We start from the raw sequence: 21,608 nt of genomic DNA, 5'->3' as shown, positions 1-21,608 counted from the left end.
GTCAGCTCTCCAGCGCAGAAATCGCCTTGCCGATATCCGCATCCGTATTGTGAAAGTGCGGCGCCAGCCGAATCGCCCCCTCTCGCACCGCGTGCACCACGCCCGCCTCGCGCAACCGCTTGGAGTCCGCGTCCAGCCGAGGCGTCGCCAACGCAACGATGCCTGCGCGCTGCGCGTCGTTGCTCGGCGTAAAGCAGGTAACGTCCGGCCGCAGCGCCGCCCAATCCAGAATCGGCCGCGTGATCGCCGCCACGTGCGCCTGGATCGCCGACGGCCCGAGCTCCAACTGTAGCTCAATCGACGCGTTCATCCCGACGAAGTCCTGGATCGGCAGCGAGCCCACCTCGAAGCGCTGCGCGTCGCCGCGCCAGGCGGGATCGTAGTCGAGGAAACGCGCGAAGTCGCCCGCCGTCGCCTGCGACAGCCAACCCGCCGCCGGCGGCTCGAGCCGTGCGATCAGCTCCCGGCGCACGTACGCAAACGCCGCACCCCAGGGTGAGCACAGCCACTTCTGCGCCCCGCAGCTGAGGATGTCCACCGGCGTCTTCGCCAAGTCCAGCGCCAATGGCCCGAGCCCTTGAATCGCATCCACAGCGAACCACACGCCGCGCGCCCGGCACGCCGTGCCGATGCGGTCGAGGTCGATCCGATACCCGCTCCAGAACGACACCCAGCTTAGCGCCACGCCCTTCACGCGCGCATCGCTCGCCACGCGTTCGACGATCGCGTCCTCGTCCACGCCGCGTCCGAGCATGGGCACGAGCTCGAAGCCGAACCCGCGCGCCTTCGCCGCCGCCATCCATGGATACACATTCGCCGGAAACTCGCCGGCCGACCCGAGCACGATGTCGCCTGGCCCGAGCGGCAGTGCGAAGGCCGCGAGGTTCACGCCCCACGAAGTGTTCGTCGTGAGTGCGATTTCATCGCCGCCCGCACCGATCAACCGTCCGACCAACTCTCGTGAGCGGTCGAGTACCGGGAAGAAATCCTCGGCGCGCATCCGGTACATCTCGGCGCGCTTGTCGTTGTAGGCGCTGACGGCATCCCGCGCGCGCTGTGGGATGGCCCCGATGCTGGCGTGGTCGAGATGCCTGGCCTCGCCGCGCGCCTCGAAGCCGAACTCACGGCGGCGCAGCGCATCGAGGGCCTGCGGGTGCGGATACCGAAGCGGGGCGTTGTGCACGGTCGTCAGGGTTCGCGGAGATGGGGCGGCGTGTCCGGCGGCTGTCGCTTCCAGCGCCGATGCTGCCAGAAGTACTGCTCCGGATACTCGCGCACAAACTGCTCGATCACGTCCGTGTAGTTCTGCACCGTCTGGTCCACGTCGCGCTCGCGGTCACCTGTGTTGGCGATCGGCACCTCGCGTACGATGATCTTGTAGCGCGCGTCGGGTTGGCGCACGGCGGCGAAGAACAGCAGCGGCGGCCCGTTGCGTAGCGCGAACACGGCCGCGCCACGCGGCGTGCGCGCCGGTCGGCCAAAGAAGTTGGCATAGGTCGCGGCCAATCCCTTGGCGCCCTGGTCGGACACCAAGGCCACGATGTTCCCGTCGCGAAGCACGCGGGGGATGCGGCGCACGGCGTCCTCGTCGAAGGTGACGGTGGTCCCGAGGCGCTCACGCGTGCGCTTGAGGAACGCGTCGCTGTACGGGTTCGCCATGTGCATGGCGATGCCCTCGATCTGCCCCGTGCGCGCCGCGACGTAGGCGCCGCTCAGCTCCCAGTTGCCAAAGTGCGCGGCCACCAAGAGCACACCCTTCCCCGAGGCCTTCTGCCGCTCGATCAACTCCCAGCCCTCGGGCTCCACGAACTTGTCGAGCACGGATTCCCCGGTCGCCTTGGACAGATAGATGATCTCCATCGCCATGCGGCCCATGGACGCATACGATCCCTTGGCCACCTCGCGCACGCGTGCGTCGCTGAACTCGGGGAAGCAAGCGCGCACGGCGCGCTCAACCCGGTCCGCGCGGATCCGCAGCGGCCGCCAGCCCAGCGCCCCGATCATCGCCCCCACGCGCGAGGCGCCGAAGAACCCCAACGGCCGAACCAACGTGCTCGCCACGCGCAGCGCGGCGTACTCGAGCCGCATCGCGAGGGTCGGCTTGGGCGGCACGTAGCCGCTCACGCCTCGACCCCCTGTCGCTGCTGCATCGCGTGCAGGCGGGCATACGCCCCACCACGCGCCAGCAACTCGGCGTGCGTGCCGCGCTCCACGATCCGCCCGGCCTCCAGCACGAGGATCTGCGTGGCGTGCACGATGGTCGACAGCCGATGGGCGATGACGAACGTGGTGCGCCCCTCGAGCAATCGGTCCAGGGCCTCCTGCACCAGGCGCTCGCTCTCCGTGTCCAGCGCCGACGTTGCCTCGTCGAGGATGAGAATCGGCGGATCAGTGAGCAGCGCGCGGGCGATGGCGAGGCGCTGGCGCTGACCGCCGGAAAGGCGCGTGCCCCGCTCGCCGAGCACAGTGTCATAGCCCTCCGGCAGCGCAGCAATGAACTCGTGCGCGTTCGCCGCGCGCGCCGCCGCCTCGATCTTCTCCTGCGAGTACTTATGCTCCGCCCCGTAGGCAATGTTGGCCCGCACCGTATCGTTGAACAGCACGGTGTCCTGGCTGACGATGCCGGTGAGCGCACGCAGCGACGGCAGCGAGATCTCCTGCGTGTCCACGCCGTCGAGAAGGATTCGCCCCGACGTCGGTGCGATGAACCGAGGGATCAGGTCCACCAACGTGCTCTTGCCCGATCCGCTGGCACCCACAAGCGCGATGATCTCGCCCCGCTTCGCCGTGAACGACACCTCGTGCAGCACCGGCGCATCGCCGTAGGAGAAACCGACGGCCTCGAAGGCAATGGACTCGCGAAGCCCGTCCACCGTCTTCGTGCCGCGGTCCGATTGCGCCTCCGTGTCCTCGTCAAGCACCTCGAACAGCCGCTCGGCTGCCGCCAGCGACTGCTGCGCCGTTGTCGGCGCCTGCGAGAGCTGCTTGAGCGGCTGCAGCAGCCGCATCACCAGGACCATGAAGGCGATCAACGTGCCGCCGTCCATCGTGTTGGTCTGCAGCACTTCGCGCGCGCCGAGCCAGAGCACCGCGACCGCGACCACGGTGCCGAGCACCTCGGTGAGTGGCCCGCTCAGCAGCGAGAGCCGCTGGATGCGGGTCATCCCCTTCGAGTAGCGCGCCGAGGCGCCGAGGAAGCGACCGTCTTCGTAGGTCTCGCCACGGAAGGACTTCACCAGCCGAATCCCGCTCACGACTTCCTGCAGCACGCTGGTGATCTCGCCGTACTCGGCGCGCAGGCGGCGATGGCCCTTGCGCAGCTTGCGCAGGATGGGCTGCAGCAGTCCGATGATCAGCGGCGCCACGACGATGGAGTACAGCGTGAGCCGCGGCGACATCGTGTAGAGGATCCAGACCGTGACCACGAGCTGCGCGGCGTTCTGGATCGTCCGCGTCGCGACCTCAGCCAGGATCGCCTTGGTCTGCTCCGTGTCGGTCAGGATGCGCGCGATGATCTGGCCCGTCTTCGTGCGGGAGAACCAGCGCATCGGCAGCCGCTGCATATGCGTGAACACGGCGGCGCGCAGGTCACGCGTGATGTACTCCTGCAGCGAGGCGCCGAGCTGCCCGCCGGCCCACAGGAAGAAGTTCTTGAGCGCGACCATCGCGATGATCACGAAGATCACGCCGCGCAGCGAACCCATCGGGTCCGCCGGATCCATGAACGAGCCGATGAGCCGATCCTGCACCGTGGTCAGCCAGCCCATGTCGCGGGCGATGGCGCTGGGCAGGCCGAAGAGCGTGTTCAGGAACGGGATGAGCAGCGTGAACGCGATGCCGTCGAGGGCGGCCGCGATGACGTTGAGCGAGACGTTCCCGACCAGGCGCCAGGTGTGCGGCCGGAGGAAGACGAGGAGGCGGCGGTAGAGCCGCATCAGCGGGGCCGTGGGTGGGCGAGGTCGAGCGTATGCATGCAGGAGGGGAAGATAGCCCCCTTCCCGTGGGCTCGGTGCTGCGGCACGTTTGGCCTGTGACCGCCCCGACGCCCCCGTACGCGCCCGAACGGGCGACGCCCGTTGCTCCAGCGCTGGCAGCGGCCGCTGCGCGCGCCGCCTTGGGCGGACCACGCGAGGCCCTGCTGGGCACGCTGATGTGCGTGCGGCTGGCTCAGGGATTGCTCGGCGTGCATCCCCTGCCATCAACGGTGCGGAGCACACGGGCGGGCGGAGCCCGCAACTGGCTGACGGCGCTCGCCGTTCCCTCGCGTACGCGCACGGCGTTCCAGAAGGCGATTGCGGCCAGCGCCGGCGAGGACCGCGCTGTGATGGCCGATGCCCTCGAGGGGGTGACTGAGGTCACCGCGCCACACCTCGACCGAGGCGCACGTTCAGAACTGACCCAGGCCATCGCCGCCCTTCGTCGCTGAGGGGCGGTGCTTGCCGCGCTCGCGCGCAGGCCCGTAGGTTTTTGCCTGCGCTTCCTGTATAAGAGAGGCCGACCTGCGCAGTAACGACATCTCCCCCATTTCCCGCGTCATGCGGCGGGTGGACCTCGCCTCGGACGGTGAGCCGTCGACCGATTCGGTCGCCACCGGCTTTCCGAGCGTGGACCGCTGGCTTGGCGGCGGCATTCGGCAGGGGGATCTGGTGGTGCTCGGCGGCGATGTCGGCAGCGGCAAGTCGGCCTTGGCGCTGGCGATGGCGCTACGCATGGCGCAGTCCGGCACCAAGGTTGCGTTCCTGACTGGCGAGATGACGGCCGAGCGCGTGATGGAGCGCGCGTTGGCCCTTGAAGGGCGCGTGCGCGTTGACGACCTGCGGCAGGGAAAGCTGGACGAGCTGACCCGGGCTGGCGTCGGAGCAGCCGCGTTGCGGCTGCGGGACCGGGCGCCGCGGATCGAGGCGCTTGGGGCCGACCCCTTGGACGGTCTGGTGGAGCGGTTTCGCGCATTGGACGCGCAGGTGGTTGTGGTCGATGCGTTGCAGGCATTGGCTGGTGCATCGGCGACGAAGGATGAGGCACTCGCGGCGGCGGTGTGGGCATTGAAGTCGGCCGCACTGTCGCTCAGCGTGACAGTCCTGGTCACGGCACACCTGCCGCACTGGACGCGGGGTCGACAGGATCCGCGGCCGGCACTGGAGGATTTCGGCGCGCTCGATGCCGTGAAGCAGCACGCGGACATCGTGCTCGCCATCTACCGCGAGGAGATGTACGCGCCCGGCTACGGCGTGGAAGGCGGCACCGAGTTGCTCGTACGCAAGAACCGAAACGGCACCACGGGTTACGTGGACCTGTATTTCTACAAGCAGTGGTTGCGGTTCGAGGATATGCTCGACCCCGATCGCTAGGAGATGTGATGCGCATCCAACGAGTCCTGCTTGTCCTGTCCCTGCTCGCGTTGGCCGCCCCCGCGGCTAAGGCGCAGCGGTCTGACCCGATCGCGCGGCTGGAAGCCGCCCGCGCGGCGAACCCACGCAACGTCGCGGCGCTGCGGGCGCTGGGCGTGGCCTATTACAAGGCTCAGCGCTATGCCGACGCGCGCACGGTGCTGGACCAGGCGCGACAGCTGGACCCACGCGACGGCGTCAGCGCGCTGTATGCCGGGCTGAGCGCCGAGCAACTGCAGGACTACACGGGCGCCCGCAACGCCTACGACAGCTACCTGCGCGTCGGTCGGACGCGTCGCGTGCGCAACCAGATCCGTGAGCGCCTGGTGGCGATGTCGGCGGCCGAGGCGGAGGCCGCGGCAAAGGCGGCGGTGGCCAATGAAGCCCGGCTCTCGCAAACGCCCGGCAACCCGCGCACCATCGCCGTGCCGCCCTTCAAGTTCGAGGGTCCTGATGCCGAACAGCTGGCCCCGCTTGAGCGTGGCCTCGCGGATCTCGTCATCACAGACCTCTCACGCTCGTCGCAGCTGACCATCGTGGAGCGCGACCGCATGCAGGCACTCGCCGACGAGATCGCACTGGGCCAGTCCGGCCGAGTGGATTCGAGCTCTGCGGTGCGCGCCGGCCGCCTCATGCAGGCCGGGCGATTGGTGAACGGTTCGATGATTCAGGGCGGCAACGAGCTCACCCTCGCGTCGCGGATCGTGGACGTCTCCACATCGCAACTCACGGCGCCGGTGCAGGTCACGAACTCGCTGGACAACATCTTCGCGATGCAGAAGCAGTTGGTGTTCCAGATCTTCGATCAGCTCGGCGTGACCCTGACGCCGGCCGAGCGGCAACTGGTGGACCGGCAGGCGACGAGCAACCTGAACGCCTTCCTTGCCTATAGCCGCGGCCTGCAGGCCTCCGACGACGGCCGCTTCGAGGACGCCTCACGATTCTTTGACGAGGCGCGCGGACTGGACCCGGGCTTCGGTGCGGCATCCGCGCGGTTCAACGCGGCGCAGGCGGCGATGGCGGGCGCGCAGATTTCGACTGCCAACATCGAGTCCAGCCTCTCGGGCAGCAGCGAGGGCCAGCAGGTCGCCGCCGCCGAACGGGGCATCGCCGATGCGCCGCTGATCGAGAACACCCTGCGCAACACGGTGCAGGACGTGAATCCGCCGACCGTCTCGCCAATCTCGAACACCAACAGACCCAGCGGCTCACCGGCGGCACCGCAGCGTGATCCGACCAGCACGACGACCGGCACTGACTCACCGGTGGCCCGCACGGGCACCGTCACCGTCATCATCCGCCGCCCGTGATCCAGACCTCACACGCCACTCGCCGGCTGGCTCTGGCGGCCGCCCTGTTCGTCGCGGCGCCGCTGGGCGCGCAGGGACTCGAGGAGACCGCGGTCATCCTGCAGCCGACCTACGCGGGGCTGACCTTCGGCTCCGGCGCGGCAAAGCGCAGCGTGGACCAGTTCGCGATTCCCATCGTGCTGGTGCTGCCGTTCACGGAGCGCTTCACCGTTGACATCACGACGGCCTACGCCACCAGCACGGTCAGCGCGGGCGACAGCACCGTCAGCGAAATCAACGGACTCACCGACACGCAGTTGCGTGCCAACCTGCGCCTCTTCTCCGACCAGGTGCTGTTCACACTTGGCCTGAACCTGCCGACGGGCCAGTACTCTGTCGCGGAAGATCAGCAGGAAGCGGCGGGGCAGATTGGCAACGACTTCCTGTTCTATCCCATCTCGTCGATGGGCAACGGCTTCGCGGCCACCGGCGGCCTGGCCTATGCGCGCCCGGCTGGCATGTGGAACCTCGGCATCGGCGCGAGCCTGCGGAAGTCGGCGGAGTTCGCGGCCTTCACGGTGGCGTCAGACGAGTTTCGCTTCCAGCCAGCGGATGAGTACCGCCTGCGTCTCAGCGCCGACCGGCCAGCGGGCAACGGACAGGTGCAGCTTGGCCTCACCTACTCCGCGTTCGGCGAGGATCTCGCGGACACCACGACCTACAGCACGGGCGACCGGCTCATCGCCACGGCGGGCTGGAGCTTTCCGTTGCGCGGCACCGACGTGTTCCTCAGCGCCTGGAACCTGTATCGCCTCGAGGGCCAGCAGCTCGGCGGCGATGCCCCGAAGGAGAACGTGTTCAACGTGGCGGGTGCGGTGAGCTTCGAGGTCGCGAACTTTCTCGTGCAGCCGAACATCGAGACGCGGCTATGGCAGGTGGGCGGCGCACGTGCCGGCAACCTCACCAGCCTTGGGTTCCGCGTGCGGGTGCCGGCTGGTGCGATCTCGCTGTTCCCAGGGCTCGGCTACAGCACCGGCACCGTGTACTCCGTGGCGGATGGAACGGGGACCAAGGTGAGCGGCCTGCGGTTCACGCTCACGGCGCGCTACAACTGATAGGTGCGGCCTGAGGCGGGGGGCGGTTGCCACGCGGCGACCGCCCCCCGCTGGTTTTAGATTCCCTGCAGGTTGCGCGGCCCCTCTTCGGCACCGCGCCGGATTCCCCTCAGCGTACGTCCGATATGGCTGGCCATAGCAAGTGGAAGCAGATCAAGCACTACAAGGCGGCCGCCGACGCCAAGCGCGGCGCCAAGTTCACGAAGCTGCTGCGTGAGATCACCGTCGCCGCCAAGGCTGGTGGAGGCGATCCAGCGGGCAACCCGCGCCTGCGCACCGCCATTGAAAACGCCAAGGCACAGTCCTGCCCCAAGGAGAACATCGAGCGTGCCGTGAAAAAGGGCACGGGCGAGCTCGAGGGTGTGGACTACAGCGAGGTGCTGTATGAGGCCTACGGACCGGGCGGCGTCGCCCTGATGATCCAGGCGCTCAGCGACAATCCGACGCGCACCGTGGCCGAGGTCCGTGCGAAGCTCTCGCGCGGCGGCGGCAACTTGGGCGCCGTGAACTCCGTGGCATTCATGTTCGACCGCAAGGGCCAGATCTACGTGGCCGCCGAGGGTCGCGACGAGGACACGGTGATGGAGCAGGCGCTGGAAGCCGGCGCCGAGGACTTCGTGGCCGAGGACGGCCAGTTCACCATCAGCACGGCACCCGCGGACCTGCACGCGGTGAAACAGGCGCTCGAGGAGGCGGGCTTGGTGGCCAGCGAGGCCGAGCTGGCCTGGATCCCGAAGAGCACGGTCCGCGTGGAGGGCGAGCAGGCCGCGCAGCTCGTCAAGCTGCTGGAAACGCTCGAGGACCTCGACGACGTGCAGAAGGTGGACGCGAACTTCGACATGGACGTCTCGGAGATGTCGCAGTCGTGACCGCGGCGACGCGCCGGCCGGCGTGCTGATCCTCGGGATCGACCCCGGCACCGCGGTCACTGGCTACGGCGTGGTGCGCGCGGGGACCACGCCGGAGTTGGTCGAGTGTGGCGTGATTCGCACCAAGGCCGACCGCCCGCTGCCCGAGCGTCTGCGTGACATTGCCGACGGCGTCGGCGAGCTGGTGGAGCGGCACCGTCCAGGCGCCATGGCAGTCGAGGACGTCTTCTACGCGCGCAACGTGCGCACGACCTTGGTGCTCGGCCACGCTCGCGGTGTCATCCTGCTGGCCGGCGCGCGCGCGGGCATCGAGATTCACGAGTATCCGCCGGCAGAGATCAAGAAGGCGATTGCCGGCACCGGCGCCGCGACCAAGACCCAGATCCAGTTCATGCTCACCAAGCTTCTGCGCCTGAAGACCGCCCCGCAGCCCGCCGACGCCGCCGACGGCGTGGCGGCAGCGTTGACCTGTGCGATGCGGCTACGCGTCGAGGGAGCGATTGCCGGCGCACGCCGGGACAGGAGCGCGAGATGATCGCTGCCAGCACGGACGCACGCTGTCATCGCCGTACGCAGTCTCGCGGAGACCGCCGATGATCTCGCGGCTCGCCGGCACGCTTGCCGGCCACGGCATCGATCGCATCGAACTCACCACCGGCGGCGGCGTCACCTACGAAGTCCTGGTGCCGCTGGGCGTGCTCGAATCCCTGCCCCGCGTGGGCGGCGAACTCTCGCTGCACACGGCGATGGTCGTGCGCGAGGATGCCACCACACTCTACGGCTTCGCCACGGCAGAGGAGCGCAAACTGTTCCAGCGCCTGATGGGCACCACAGGCGTCGGCCCCGCGCTCGCGATGAACCTGCTCTCCACGCTCACCGGCGCGCGACTCGTGCGCGCGGTGCGCGAGGGCGACCTCGCCACGCTGACGCGAGTTCCCCGCGTGGGCAAGAAGCTCGCTGAGCGTCTGGTACTCGAGCTGCGCGACAAGCTCGACGCCGCAGCGAACGGAGCGGCGCCCGGCGCGCCGATTGCCAGCGGCGGCCCGTCGGCCGACGCTGTGCGCGCGCTTCTGGCCCTGGGCTACCAGCCCGCCGACGCCGAGCGTGCGGTGCGCGCCTCACTGGATGGCGCGCCGAAGGGCGAGACCACGGCGGACCTGATCCGCCGGTCGCTGGCGGCGCTCGCCAAGTAGATTCCCGACGATGAGCCGCGCCGAGATCACCACACCGGAATCGCTGGCCGACGAATCGGTCGTCGAACTCTCGCTGCGCCCACAGCGCCTGGCCGAGTTCATCGGCCAGTCCAAGGTGAAGGATGCACTGCGCATCTATGTGGACGCCGCCCTGGCACGGCGCGAGCCGCTGGACCACACGCTGCTCTTCGGGCCACCGGGGCTCGGCAAGACCACGCTGGCCGAGCTGATTGCCCGCGAGATGGGTGTGAACATCTACGCCACGAGTGGACCTGCGCTCGAGAAGCCCGGCGACCTCGTCGGTACGCTCACCAACCTGCGCGCCGGCGACATCCTCTTCATTGATGAGATCCATCGCCTGCGGCCGGTGATCGACGAGTTCCTGTATCCGGCGATGGAGGACTGGAAGATCGACATCCGGCTCAGCGAGGGCCCGAAGGCGCAGACGATCACAATGCCGATCGAGCGCTTCACCTTGATCGGCGCGACGACACGGCTGGGCATGCTCACCGCGCCGCTGCGTGCGCGCTTCGGCATCGAACTGCGGCTGAACTACTATCCCGCCGAGGAGGTCGAGGAGATCGTGCACCGCACGGCAGCGGTGCTCGGCTCGGGCCTCGACGCCGCCGGCGCGCAGGAGCTGGCACGCCGCGCGCGTGGGACGCCCCGCGTCGCGAATCGCCTGCTGCGCCGGGTGCGCGACTACGCCCAGGTGAAGGCCGACGGGCACATTTCGCGCGACGTCGCCCGTGAGGCGCTGGCGATGCTCGACGTGGACGAGTTCGGGCTCGACGAAATGGACACGCGCCTGCTGCGCGCCATTATCGAGAAGTTCGACGGCGGGCCGGTGGGCGTTGGGACGATCGCCGCGGCGGTCGGCGAGGATGCGGACACGCTCGAGGAGGTCTACGAGCCCTTCCTCGTGCAGCACGGCTTCCTGCAGCGCACGCCGCGCGGGCGACAGGCCACGGCGCAGGCGTATCGCCATCTCGGCTTTCCGCCGCCGAATCGGCCGGCGGATGCGCAGTCGGATCTCTTCTAGGGACTGATGGCGCGCCGCGCGCAGCGGTGTCGCCTCGACGCCGGCCGCCGCCCCGCACCCCGTCCCACGATTCGCCGATGACGCGCGGCCTTCGCACCTCCGACTACGACTTCGAGCTTCCGCCCGAGCAGATTGCGCAGTCGCCGCTGGACCGTCGCGACGAGAGCCGCCTGATGGTCGTGGACCGCGCGAGCGGCCGGATCTCGCATCACCGCTTTCGCGACCTGCCGCAGTTCCTCCGCGCCGGCGATGCGCTGGTGCTCAACACCACGCGCGTGTTTCGTGCGCGACTGCTCGGCAAGCGCGACTCAGGCGCGCCGGCCGAGGTGTTGCTGCTGCGGGAGGCTGGCGACGGCTGTTGGGAAGCCATGGTGCAGCCGGGCGCGAAGCTCAAGCCGGGCCGCATCGTCACGTTTGCACCTGGTTTCCGCGCCGAGATCCTAGCGCCGACCGATCGCGGGACGCGTCTTGTCCAGCTGCACGTCGAGGGCGCCGCCGCCGGAGACCGCAGCGCCGAGCGCCGCGCGGTCGCCGAGCACGGTCACGTGCCGCTGCCGCCGTACATCGAGCGCGCAGATCGCCCAGCGGACGTGGAACGCTACCAAACGGTCTACGCGCGACAGGAAGGCTCGGTCGCCGCACCAACCGCCGGGCTGCACTTCACGCCCGAGCTGTTGGCTGCGCTCGACACAAAGGGTGTGCGCCGCGCGGAGGTGCTGTTGCACGTCGGGGCCGGCACGTTCAAGCCCGTCGAGGTCGAGAACCCCGCCGAGCACCAGATGCACGAGGAGTGGTACGACGTCCCGGTGGAGACGGCGCGCCTGCTCGAGGAAACGCGACGTGCAGGCAATCGCGTCTGCGCAGTGGGCACCACGTCGCTACGCACGCTGGAGAGCGTCTGGCGCCCAGACGGGTCGTACGCGGCCGGCAGCGGCGAGACCCGCATCTTCATCCGGCCCCCGGCCGCAGTGCAATCCGCCAACCTGCTCGTCACGAACTTTCATCTGCCCCGCTCCACCCTGCTGATGCTGGTGGCGGCCACCGCCGGCTACGAGCTCACCATGCAGGCCTACGAGACCGCCGTGCGCGAGGGCTACCGCTTCTACTCGTACGGCGATGCGATGCTGCTGGCCTGATTAGCTTTCAGCGAACCTCGAACCAAGACCAGAATGTCCGCACTGCATCTCATCTTCGCGCAGGCTGCCCCCGCTGGCGGCGGCTCCTCGCTCGCCCCGTTCCTGTTTCAGATCGGCGCGATCTTCGCGATCTTCTACTTCCTGATGATCCGTCCGCAGCAGAAGCAGCGGAAGGCTCACGAGGCCTCAATCCTCGCCATCAAGAAGGGCGACCAGGTCGTCACCGCCGGCGGCATCGTCGGCGAGGTCATCCACATCAAGGAAGGCCTCAAGGACGGCGCGCCACAGTCCGGGCTCGGTGACCACATCACCATCAAGTCGGGCGAGTCGCGACTTGTCGTGACGCGCGGGCGCATTGCTTCGGTGGGCGGCAGCGAGGCCGCCAGCTAATCAGTATGGCGGTCCTCCCGATCACCGTCCTCGGCGCGCCGATCCTCCGTCAGGTCACCACGCCGGTGACGGAGGTGACGGACGAGTTGCGCCAGCTCGCTGCCGACATGTTCGACACGATGCGCGCCGCCGACGGCGTGGGGCTCGCCGCGCCGCAGGTGGGGCGCAACGAGCGGCTCTGCGTGGTCGAGGTCGGTGATGTATCGGTGGCGCTGTTCAATCCCGAGATCATCGCGCGCGACGGCAAGATCAAATGGGAAGAGGGCTGTCTCTCCATCCCAGAGGTCTTCGGCTGGGTAGAGCGCTCGGCTTACGTGAAGGTCCGCGCGCTGGGGCTTGATGGACAGCCCTTCGAGGTCGAGGGAACGGAGTTGCTCGCCGTGTGCCTACAGCACGAACTGGACCACCTCGACGGCAAGCTGTTCATCGACCACCTGAGCTTCCTGAATCGTCGGCGCGCCCTGGGGACCTGGGATGACGAGAAGGAGAAGTACCCGAACCTCCTGCGCATCCTGAAGCCGGGAGACCGGGAGTCGAAGCCGGCGACCACCGCCGACGCGACCGGCGACTCCGGCGCCGCTGCAACTCCCGCCACGGACCTCTGACGCCGGCCGCGCTGCGGCCGCGCACCCGCCGGTGTCGCCGCGGCCCGTGCGGCCTGGAGCCCGCCACTACAGTTTTCGTGTATGCGGATCCTCTTCTGGGGCACCCCTGACTTCGCCGCGCCGCCGCTGCGCGCGCTGATTGGCGAGGGCCACGACGTCGTGGCCGTGGTGACCCAACCCGACCGTCCGCAGGGCCGCTCGCGCTCCACGCTGGTGCCGCCGCCAGTGAAGGAGATTGCGCTTGCCGAGGGCATCCCGGTGCTGCAGCCGGAGCGGCCGCGCGGCGACGAGTTCATTGCGCAGATCAAGGCCTTCGAGCCCGACCTCAGCGTCGTCGTCGCCTACGGCCACATCCTGCGCCAGGATGTGATTGACGTGCCCGCGCGCGGCACGGTGAACATCCACGCCTCGCTGCTGCCGCGCTGGCGAGGCGCCGCTCCGATCCAGGCGGCCATACTCGCGGGCGATGTCGAAACCGGCGTGAGCATCCAGCGCATGGTGCTGCAGCTGGACGCGGGACCAGTGCTGCACGAATCGCGAATTCCAATCCCCAAGCAAATGACGGGCGGCGAGCTCACGCTCGCGCTCTCGGAGCTCGGCGCCGAGACCATCATCGAGTTCCTCGCGTTGTCGGAGCTTGGGGCAATCGAGGAGCGCGAGCAGGACGCGGCGCTGGTGACGTTCGCGCCCAAGATCGACCGCGCGATGGCGCGCCTCGACTTCCGGCGGCCCGCCGTCGAGGTGGCGCGGGCAATCCGTGCCTTCGACCCGCGGCCTGGCGCCTGGAGCTCGGTGAACGGCGTCGAGACGCGGCTCTTCGGCGTGCGCGTGCTGAGCGATCGCCGCGGCGGGCCGGGAGAAGTGCTCGAAGTCGGCGAGATGGGGATGGTGGTCGCCTGCGGCACCGGGGCGGTGGCCGTGGAGACCGTGCACCCCGCCGGACGACGTCGGCTGGCGGCGCTCGACTGGGCTCAGGGCCGCGGCGTGTCCGTGGGAGACGAGTGGGCGCTGCCAGAGTAGGGAGCCGCCCCCAAACCGACTATCTTTCGAGGGTATGCCCAGTACCCTCTCCCTCGTGACCGACGCCCGCATCGCCGCCGCCGAGACCCTCACGGATCTCCGTGGTGGGATGCTGCTTGATGCCGCCTTCGACCGCCGCGCCGCGGAGCTCGATGCCCGCGACCGCCGCTGGACGCAGGAACTGGTGTGGGGGATGCTGCGCAAGCGCGGCTGGATTGACCATCTGCTCTCGACGCGCGTGCGCGGTGGGATTGCGCGCCTCGATGCGGACCTGGCCGACCTGCTGCGGCTCGGCACCTACCAGCTCTTCGAGATGAACAGCGTGCCCGCTTACGCCGCCATCGCGCAGACAGTGGAGCTGGCCAAGCAGCGGCACGGAATCGGCGCAAGCAAGTTGGCCAACGCCGTGCTGCGGCGACTGGACCGCGAGCGCGAGGATCTCGGCACCGTGCTGCCGTCGGATCCGGTGGAGGCCTTGGCCATCGAGTACTCGCATCCGCGTTGGTTGGTGGCGCGCTGGGTGGCCCGCTGGGGCGCCGATGAGACGCGCGCGCTGCTCGAGGCAAACAACCGCGAGGCGCCGCTGATCGTGCGGCCCTGGGGCGTCGTGCGCGAGCAGCTCGAGGCCATGCTCGAGAACTCCGGCGTCGCCGTCAGCGATGCCCCCTTGGTTGATGACTCACTGACGCTGGCGCCGGGCACCGTGCTCACTGCGCTGGGCGCGTTCCAGCAGGGGCGCTGCTTCGTGCAGGACCCGGCGGCCACGCTGGTGACGCGTTACGCCGCTGTGCCCGAAGGCGCACGCGTCGCCGATGTTTGCGCCGCGCCGGGCGGCAAGTCGGTCGAGCTCTCGCGCCGCGCTGCCCACGTCACTGCCGCGGACGCCAACGAGAGCCGCATCACGCGGATCATCGAAACGATCAACCGGCTGGAGCTCGAGAACGTGGACCCCGTCGTCGCCGACGCGCGCGACGGTACGCTCGGCGAGTTCGACGCCGTGCTCGTGGATGCGCCCTGCACCGGCACCGGCACCTTCCGTCGGCATCCGGACGCGCGCTGGCGCCTCAAGACCAGTGACCTCGCGGTGATGGGCGCCACGCAGCGCGCCGTGCTGCGCGGCGCGGCCAAGTGCGTGAAGCCCGGCGGCCTGCTCATCTTTTCCACCTGCTCGCTGGAGCCGGAGGAGAACGACGCACAGGTCGAGTCCTTCCTCGCCGATCATCCGGGCTGGACGCTGGAACCGCCGCCGGCTGGCACCGTGCCGGAGACCGTGCTCGACGCCGGTCGCCTGCGCGTACTGCCGCAACGCCACGGCGCCGATGGATCCTTCGCCGCGCGTCTCCGCCGGGGCCAGGCCTGATGCCCGCCCGCAGTGTTCGCATCGCACCCTCGCTGCTCTCGGCGGACTTCGGCAAGCTCGCCGAGGACCTCGCGATGCTCGAGGAAGGCGGCGCCGACTGGCTGCACGTGGACGTGATGGACGGCGTCTTCGTGCCGAACCTGACCTTCGGCGCCAAGGTCATCGAGACCTGCCGCAAGCTCACGAAGCTTCCGCTCGACTGCCACCTGATGGTGGTGGAGCCGGAGAAGTACTTCGAGAGCTTCATCAAGGCCGGTGCCGAGACCATCACGATCCACGTCGAGACTGCGCCGCACCTGCACCGCCAGCTGATGCGCATCAAGGAGCTGGGCGCCAAGGCGGGCGCGACGCTGAATCCGAGCACTTCGCTGGACATGCTGCGCGAGTGCGCCGCGGATTTGGATCTCTTGCTCATCATGAGCGTGAACCCCGGCTTCGGTGGGCAGAAGTTCATCCCCGGCTCGGTGGACAAGGTCGCGCGGGCGCGGCAGCTGCTGGACGCCACGCGTTCCAAGGCCGTGCTGGAGATCGACGGCGGCATCGCGCGCGAGACCATCACCGCCTGCTGGCGCGCGGGCGCCGAAACCTTCGTGGCGGGCAACGCGGTCTTCTCCGCCAAGGACCCGGCCGCCGAGATCCGCGCCCTGCGCGCGCTCTGCGCGGAACAGGCGTGACGCTGCGCGGGCAGTGGGGCGTGGTGGGCGCCGTGGTGTTGGTGCTCGGCATTGGCCTATTCGTCGCCAGCTCGCAGTTGGGCGCCGAACTCTTCCCACTGCGTATCGGCGATGACGCACCGGACTTCAGCGCCGTGCCAATGGCCGCTGGCGCTGAGGCGAAGGGCATCGACGACTACGAGGGCGAGGTCGTCCTGCTCAACATCTGGGCCACCTGGTGCGGCCCCTGCCGCGTCGAGATGCCGTCGATGCAGGAGTTGGAGGAGCAGCTCGGTCCCAAGGGCCTGCGCATCGTTGCCGTGAGCGTTGACGTGGCCGGTATGGAGCGGGCCATCAACGATTTCGCCGAGGAGTACAAGCTCAGCTTCGAGATCCTCCACGACGCGCCGGGTCGCATCCAACAGGAGTACCAGACCACCGGTGTGCCGGAGACGTTCATCATCGGGCGTGACGGAAAGCTGCGGCGACGGGTGATCGGTGCCGACAACTGGTCCAGCCCGGCGAACGTCGCGTTCCTGGAGCGGCTGCTCGCGGAGCCGGCGCCGCGATGAGCGCCGCCGCCGCGCCGCGCTCGCGGTTTGTGGCGGCCTTCACCGAGCGGCTGCCGACCAAGCTCGCGGCCCTCGTCCTTGCCCTCTTGCTCTGGGTGCTGGTGCGCGGGGAGGAACCACGTGAAGTCGTGATGACCGTGCGTTTCGCGCCCGTGGTCGACGGGGCGATGGAGCTCGTGGGCGGCGCACCGGACTCCGTGCAGGTCGTGGTCTCCGGACGCACTCGCGAGCTGCTCAAGCTCAGCACGCATCCGCCGATCGTGCGGCGGCGCGTGGAGGAGAACGGGAGCACGCGTGTGCGCCTCGTCCTCCAGCCGGCGGACGTGGAGTTCCCGCTGGGCGTGCAGGCAACCGCCCGCGAGGTGCGGCCGAGCGCGGTGACTCTGCGCCTGCGGTCCATTTCCGCCTCGGACGGGGACCGCTGACCGTGCGCGTGCTCGGCATCGAGAGCTCCTGCGACGAGACCTCGGCCGCCGTCGTCAGCGGCACGGCAGCCGAGCCACGTCTGGAGGCGCTGGTCATCCTCTCGCAGGATATCCATCGTGTGTTCGGCGGCGTGGTGCCGGAAATCGCGTCGCGGGAGCATCTCACGGCCATCGTGCCCGTCACGCATCAGGCGCTGCGCGATGCGAATGTCTCGCTCGATGACATCGACGCCATCGCCGTAACCCACGCGCCGGGACTCGTCGGCGCGCTGCTGGTCGGCGTGAGCTATGCCAAGGCGCTCGCCTTCGCGACGGGCAAGCCGGTGGTTGGAGTGCACCATATGGAGGGGCACCTCTTTGCCACCGCGCTTGAGCATCCGAATGCCACGCCTCCGTTCACGGCCTTGCTTGTGTCCGGCGGCCACACGCTGTTGCTCGACGTTCCCGACTGGGGCCGCTACGAACTCCTCGGCCGCACGCGCGATGACGCCGCCGGCGAGGCCTTCGACAAGGCGGCGAAGCTGCTCGGGTTGCCCTACCCGGGCGGTCGCCATCTCGAGGCGCTCGCGCGCGACGGCGACCCGAAACGCCACCGTTTCACGCGTCCGATGCTGCACGGCGGCCAACGCGAGGGGGATCGCGACTACTACGACGTCTCATTCAGCGGCTTGAAGACGGCGGTGCTGCTGGCCGTGCAGGGCGCCGCGGACCTCGAGGCCGAGAAGGCGCACATCGCTCGCGGATTCCAGGACTCGCTGGTGGACACGCTCGTGACCAAGACCATCCGCGCGGCACGCGCCAAGGCGCGAGAGCGCATCGTGCTCGGCGGAGGTGTCGCCTGCAACGGCACGCTGGTCGCCGCGATGCGTGAGGCGGCTGCTGAGCTTGGCGCCGAGGTCTTTGCACCCACGCCGCGCTTGGCAACCGACAACGCCGCGATGATCGCCGCTGCGGCGCTCTTCCGCCTGGAGCTGGGCCAGCGCGACGACTGGTCGCTCAACGCCTACTCATCGCAACCGATTCCGGGGCTCGTCGCTGCCCCCGCGGCTGCGCGTTAGCTTCAGTTCGGCACATCGCTGCGGCCGACGCCGAGCCGCCCAGTCACCGCCTCACCCGCCTCAATGTTCACGCACATCCCCTTCGCCTACGACTTCGGCCCGCTGCAGCTCACCGGCTTCGGCGTGGCGATGCTGCTCGCGTTCGTGATCGGCCAGATGGTGGCCAGCGAGAACCTTGAGGCGCGCGGCGAGGATCCGAACATCATGGGCGACGTCACCGTCGCGGCGGTGATTGGCGGGCTTGGCGGCGCGAAGCTCTACTACGCGATTCTCACGGGTGACCCCACGGCGATCTTCTCGCGCGCCGGCTTCGTGTTCTGGGGCGGACTCATCGGCGGCATCGTGGCCTCGGCCGGCGTCATCCTCTACAAAAAGGCCAGCTTCGCGCAGATCTCCGACGCCTCGGCGCCGGGTCTCGCGGCGGCGTACAGCGTGGGCCGCAGCGGCTGCTGGGCGGTGGGCGACGACTACGGCCGCGCCTGGGACGGTCCGCTGGCCGTGGCCTTCCCCGACGGTGCGCCGCCGAGCACGGTGGCGAACCTGATGGAGTTCGGTGCGAAGGACCTGGCCGGGTTGCCACCGACGCAGGTGATGGCCGTGCACCCCACGCAGCTCTACGAGACGGCGATGGGCCTGCTGATGTTCTTCATCCTCTGGCGCTTCCGCGACCACAAGCACGCCACGGGCTGGCTGTTCGGAGCCTACTGCGTTCTGGCCGGCCTCGAGCGCTTCGTCGTGGAGTTCTTCCGCGCCAAGGATGACCGCTTCTTCGGTCCCTTCACCGTCGCGCAGATGATTGCGATCGGCTTCGCCTGCGCGGGCCTGGCCTGGATGGCGATGCGGGCCACCCCGGGAGAGGGGCGGCCCGCAATCCGCAAGGCATAGTCGCGTGTCGCGGCGGTGGCATCGGGACCACCGACGGCGCGCCTCGCTTACGGATTGAACCAGTACGACATCTTCAGCAGGAAGGTGTTGTTGGGGTGCAGGGCCAGTAGGTCGCCGAAGTCGCGGCGGAAGCTGAAATCCGTGGGATTTCCGGCGAAGGCGTCGCGCCCCTGCTGCCAGACCAGGAAGAGGATCGAACCTGGGCGATACTCCCAGCGCAGTACCGTGTTGGTGCGCAGCTGCTTGAAGTTCACGCCACCCGGATCCGCGCCGCCGCCGTAGGGCTGGAAGCGATCCGCATAGCGCGTGGCGCGCGGGGTGTCGCTGAGCTCCTTCCACTCGGAGAAGTCGCCGACGCTCGCGAATGGCTGGGCATAGACCTGAAGCGAGAGGTTCGGCGTCACCGTGTAGTTGATGCGCGAGGTGATGCCGACCGTCCACTGGTCGAGCTGCGCGAAGGTCACGTGCGCCGTGTCCGTCGAGACGTCGCCGAAGTTCTCGAACCACTGCGAGTCGTTGAGGCTACGCTGGGCGTTGAGACTGAGCGAGGCCGAGAACTGCGGGCCGGCGCGGAACTGGAAGCCGGCATCAAGCCAGCCGCCGCGCGAGGCCCACTCGTCGCCGCGCCACATACCGCCGAACAACACCGGGGTGTACCAGACCCGCCGGTCGCCTTCCCAGCCGCCCCAGACTTCGAACGTGGACGCCCGACGGAAGGCCACGCCGCCGCGCGCGCTGCGGTCGTCGAAGGTGCCTGGGAGGTCGCCGTTGAGCCCAAAGTGCAGCCAATGCGTGTTCGGCAGCTCCATGTGCCAATTGGTATTCAGGCTCTGGCGCGTCGGGAGCCCCTGCGTGGTCCAGGTGCTCATCGTGTTGAAGTTCATGAAGAAGCGGCGGAACGCGCGCGTCGGCGTATTGAACTGCAACGAGAACCAATTCCGCAGCATCTGCTCGTCCGCGCGCGTCTGAAATCCGAGGTCGTTGATCTCGAAACCGGGCGAGAAGCGCTGCAGCACGGTCTGGAAGCGGGTGATGCCGCCGCCGAACTTGGAGACCGTCAGGCGCTGGGCGTCGCCGAGCAGCTGCGTGCGCGTCGGATCGTAGGTCAGGCGGTCGTCGCGCCGTTGGTAGCGGTGCACGCCGTCGCGCTGCGTCGCGGCGATGGCGTCCGCGCTGCCATCGATCACACTGCCGCTGAGCGAAGCCGTAAGCTCGTACCTGTTCTCGAAGAACCGTTGGCGCAGGTCGAGCCCACCTGTGTAGGCCGACTGCCGCAGAAAGTCCTTCGTGTCGGCGTCGAGGCTGCGATTGACCGCGGTGAACATCGCCCCCACGCCGCTGCGGCCCTCGTTGAGGTCCTGCAGTAGCCGCACGACGGCGTAGTTCGTCTGCGGCTCGATGGTGCGGCCGAGGCTCCCGTGCTCGTCGGCGGTCACCGCGTTGAGCACACCGATGTTCAGCCCGTTGGACAGCCGCCCCGACAGCTTTGCCGCCCCGAGCACGCGCGAGGAGGTGGCGTTGCCGGCCGCGCTGTAGACGCCGCCAAGCTGCGGCGCGCGACCGATGCGGCGGGAGTAGAACAGCCCGCGGCAGCCGGTATCGATGTCGCCGCAGGAGGTGCGGAAGTTGAAGATGCCCGCACCCTCGAGGAAGAACGGACGTCGCTCCTCAAAGAACTGTTCGAAGGCCGAGAGGTTGAGCACGGCGGGGTCCGCTTCCACCTGCCCGAAGTCCGGATTCAGCGTGGCGTCCATCGTGAGGTTCGAGGTCAGCCCCCATTTCACGTCCGCGCCGATGGTCTGCTCCTGCGGGTGCGACCAGCCGCCACCCGCCTGCGGCAGCGTGACGTTCTTCGTGACGAGATACGGCAGCACCTCGAGCCGGCGGGGCTGTGACAGCCCCGCGATGCCCGAGATGTCGCCCGCCTGCGAGACGTAGCCCTGCTTGTTTCGGTCGAACAACGGCCAGGAGATGCGTTGCCGGGTGCGGGCGACGTCACGCACCACCAGCAGTCCGAACGTGTGCTCGTCGCGCTCGGCGAAGCGCATCTGGCTGAACGGAATCCGGAACTCCGCCACCCAGCCGAGAGAATCCACGCGCGCGGCACCATCCCAGACGGCATCCCAGGTCGCGTCCTCGGTGTTGTCGTTGTAGACGTAGAAGTCGCGCTTGGTGCCCGCCGGGTTCAGGATGAACTGGTAGGCCGTGCGGCGGTCGTGGTAGGAATCGATGACCAGCTTGAGCTGCTCGGATTCCGTGCGCACGTCACGCCGACTGAGTAGCGAGATGATGGAGTCGGGCGCCGGATCGAACATCCGGCCCATCACGTACAGGTAGTGGTCGTCGTAGAGGACGCGGATCTCCGTGCGGAAACGCGGTTCCGCCCCCATCTGCGGTTCGTACTCGAGGAACTGGTCGATCACCGGCGCGTCGCGCCAACCGGCGTCGTCGGGGCGGCCGTCGATGGTCGGCGGAGTCTGCGTCCGCGCCGCCTGAGCGCTGCGGGCGCCGGCAACCGAGATCGCGGCTCGCGTACGGGCTGCCGTGCTGGGGCTGGCATCTTCCTGGGCGGAAGCTGCGGTAGCGGTGGCCGCGAGCATAGCGGCGAC

General features: G+C 68.9%; 22 protein-coding genes. 18 read left to right on the top strand and 4 right to left on the bottom strand.

Annotation, left to right across the window (positions count from 1 at the left end):
- Position 1 precedes the first annotated feature (1 nt).
- Genes KF709_09095 through KF709_09085 form a run of 3 tightly spaced genes read right to left on the bottom strand, consistent with a single transcriptional unit; the run spans position 2 to position 3,935 of the window.
- Complete coding sequence (locus KF709_09095) at positions 2-1,183, bottom strand: aminotransferase class V-fold PLP-dependent enzyme (GenBank protein MBX3174560.1); 1,182 nt, start codon at positions 1,181-1,183, stop codon at positions 2-4.
- 5 nt (positions 1,184-1,188) lie between these two features.
- Positions 1,189-2,124 carry a lysophospholipid acyltransferase family protein gene (locus KF709_09090; protein MBX3174559.1) on the bottom strand — a complete coding sequence of 312 codons (936 nt, stop codon included), beginning with the start codon at positions 2,122-2,124 and terminating at the stop codon, positions 1,189-1,191.
- The gene (locus KF709_09085) at positions 2,121-3,935 is read right to left on the bottom strand and encodes an ATP-binding cassette domain-containing protein (GenBank protein ID MBX3174558.1); all 1,815 of its coding nucleotides are present in this window, start codon (positions 3,933-3,935) and stop codon (positions 2,121-2,123) included. The genes KF709_09090 and KF709_09085 overlap by 4 nt, the downstream gene beginning before the upstream one ends.
- A 95-nt stretch (positions 3,936-4,030) precedes the next feature.
- On the opposite strand from KF709_09085, the gene KF709_09080 reads away from it, so the two are divergent.
- From KF709_09080 to KF709_08995, 18 genes are all read left to right on the top strand, one after another.
- The gene (locus KF709_09080; protein MBX3174557.1) at positions 4,031-4,426 is read left to right on the top strand and encodes a hypothetical protein; all 396 of its coding nucleotides are present in this window, start codon (positions 4,031-4,033) and stop codon (positions 4,424-4,426) included.
- Positions 4,427-4,535: 109 nt separating this feature from the next.
- Positions 4,536-5,348 (top strand): DnaB-like helicase C-terminal domain-containing protein, encoded by an 813-nt coding sequence (locus KF709_09075; protein MBX3174556.1) that lies wholly within the window; start codon positions 4,536-4,538, stop codon positions 5,346-5,348.
- Positions 5,349-5,356: 8 nt separating this feature from the next.
- The gene (locus KF709_09070) at positions 5,357-6,697 is read left to right on the top strand and encodes a tetratricopeptide repeat protein (protein MBX3174555.1); all 1,341 of its coding nucleotides are present in this window, start codon (positions 5,357-5,359) and stop codon (positions 6,695-6,697) included.
- Positions 6,694-7,791, top strand: coding sequence for a hypothetical protein (locus KF709_09065; GenBank protein ID MBX3174554.1), 1,098 nt, complete (start codon positions 6,694-6,696; stop codon positions 7,789-7,791). The genes KF709_09070 and KF709_09065 overlap by 4 nt, the downstream gene beginning before the upstream one ends.
- A 125-nt stretch (positions 7,792-7,916) precedes the next feature.
- Positions 7,917-8,660 (top strand): YebC/PmpR family DNA-binding transcriptional regulator, encoded by a 744-nt coding sequence (locus tag KF709_09060; protein ID MBX3174553.1) that lies wholly within the window; start codon positions 7,917-7,919, stop codon positions 8,658-8,660.
- Between the two features lie 22 nt (positions 8,661-8,682).
- Positions 8,683-9,195, top strand: a complete 513-nt coding sequence (ruvC, locus tag KF709_09055) for a crossover junction endodeoxyribonuclease RuvC (protein MBX3174552.1) — start codon at positions 8,683-8,685, stop codon at positions 9,193-9,195.
- A 58-nt stretch (positions 9,196-9,253) separates the two neighbouring features.
- The gene (gene ruvA / locus KF709_09050) at positions 9,254-9,853 is read left to right on the top strand and encodes a Holliday junction branch migration protein RuvA (GenBank protein MBX3174551.1); all 600 of its coding nucleotides are present in this window, start codon (positions 9,254-9,256) and stop codon (positions 9,851-9,853) included.
- A gap of 10 nt (positions 9,854-9,863) precedes the next feature.
- Positions 9,864-10,895: a Holliday junction branch migration DNA helicase RuvB gene (gene ruvB / locus KF709_09045; GenBank protein ID MBX3174550.1), complete on the top strand. Its 1,032-nt coding sequence runs from the start codon at positions 9,864-9,866 to the stop codon at positions 10,893-10,895.
- A 77-nt stretch (positions 10,896-10,972) separates the two neighbouring features.
- Positions 10,973-12,031 (top strand): tRNA preQ1(34) S-adenosylmethionine ribosyltransferase-isomerase QueA, encoded by a 1,059-nt coding sequence (queA, locus tag KF709_09040; GenBank protein MBX3174549.1) that lies wholly within the window; start codon positions 10,973-10,975, stop codon positions 12,029-12,031.
- A gap of 33 nt (positions 12,032-12,064) precedes the next feature.
- On the top strand, positions 12,065-12,421 hold the full coding sequence (gene yajC / locus KF709_09035; protein MBX3174548.1) for a preprotein translocase subunit YajC: 357 nt from the start codon (positions 12,065-12,067) through the stop codon (positions 12,419-12,421).
- Positions 12,422-12,426: 5 nt separating this feature from the next.
- Positions 12,427-13,026, top strand: coding sequence for a peptide deformylase (gene def, locus KF709_09030; GenBank protein ID MBX3174547.1), 600 nt, complete (start codon positions 12,427-12,429; stop codon positions 13,024-13,026).
- 81 nt (positions 13,027-13,107) lie between these two features.
- On the top strand, positions 13,108-14,046 hold the full coding sequence (fmt, locus tag KF709_09025) for a methionyl-tRNA formyltransferase (GenBank protein ID MBX3174546.1): 939 nt from the start codon (positions 13,108-13,110) through the stop codon (positions 14,044-14,046).
- Between the two features lie 34 nt (positions 14,047-14,080).
- On the top strand, positions 14,081-15,406 hold the full coding sequence (rsmB, locus tag KF709_09020) for a 16S rRNA (cytosine(967)-C(5))-methyltransferase RsmB (GenBank protein MBX3174545.1): 1,326 nt from the start codon (positions 14,081-14,083) through the stop codon (positions 15,404-15,406).
- Complete coding sequence (locus KF709_09015) at positions 15,406-16,080, top strand: ribulose-phosphate 3-epimerase (protein MBX3174544.1); 675 nt, start codon at positions 15,406-15,408, stop codon at positions 16,078-16,080. The genes rsmB and KF709_09015 overlap by 1 nt, the downstream gene beginning before the upstream one ends.
- Complete coding sequence (locus tag KF709_09010; GenBank protein MBX3174543.1) at positions 16,077-16,631, top strand: TlpA family protein disulfide reductase; 555 nt, start codon at positions 16,077-16,079, stop codon at positions 16,629-16,631. The genes KF709_09015 and KF709_09010 overlap by 4 nt, the downstream gene beginning before the upstream one ends.
- Positions 16,628-17,056, top strand: a complete 429-nt coding sequence (locus tag KF709_09005; GenBank protein MBX3174542.1) for a hypothetical protein — start codon at positions 16,628-16,630, stop codon at positions 17,054-17,056. Before KF709_09010 ends, KF709_09005 begins: the two co-directional genes overlap by 4 nt.
- A gap of 2 nt (positions 17,057-17,058) precedes the next feature.
- Entirely contained in the window at positions 17,059-18,114 is a 1,056-nt protein-coding gene (tsaD, locus tag KF709_09000) for a tRNA (adenosine(37)-N6)-threonylcarbamoyltransferase complex transferase subunit TsaD (protein ID MBX3174541.1), read from the top strand.
- Between the two features lie 63 nt (positions 18,115-18,177).
- Positions 18,178-18,999, top strand: a complete 822-nt coding sequence (locus KF709_08995) for a prolipoprotein diacylglyceryl transferase (protein ID MBX3174540.1) — start codon at positions 18,178-18,180, stop codon at positions 18,997-18,999.
- Positions 19,000-19,046: 47 nt separating this feature from the next.
- Here the strand turns inward: KF709_08995 and KF709_08990 are convergent, their stop codons facing one another.
- Complete coding sequence (locus KF709_08990; GenBank protein MBX3174539.1) at positions 19,047-21,599, bottom strand: carbohydrate binding family 9 domain-containing protein; 2,553 nt, start codon at positions 21,597-21,599, stop codon at positions 19,047-19,049.
- Between the last annotated feature and the right edge of the window lie 9 nt (positions 21,600-21,608).

Source organism: Gemmatimonadaceae bacterium, from assembly GCA_019637445.1.
Taxonomy (GTDB): Bacteria; Gemmatimonadota; Gemmatimonadetes; order Gemmatimonadales; family Gemmatimonadaceae; genus Pseudogemmatithrix.
The sequence above is the reverse complement of the archived record's forward strand: the minus strand, read 5'-3'. Positions and strand labels throughout refer to the sequence as shown.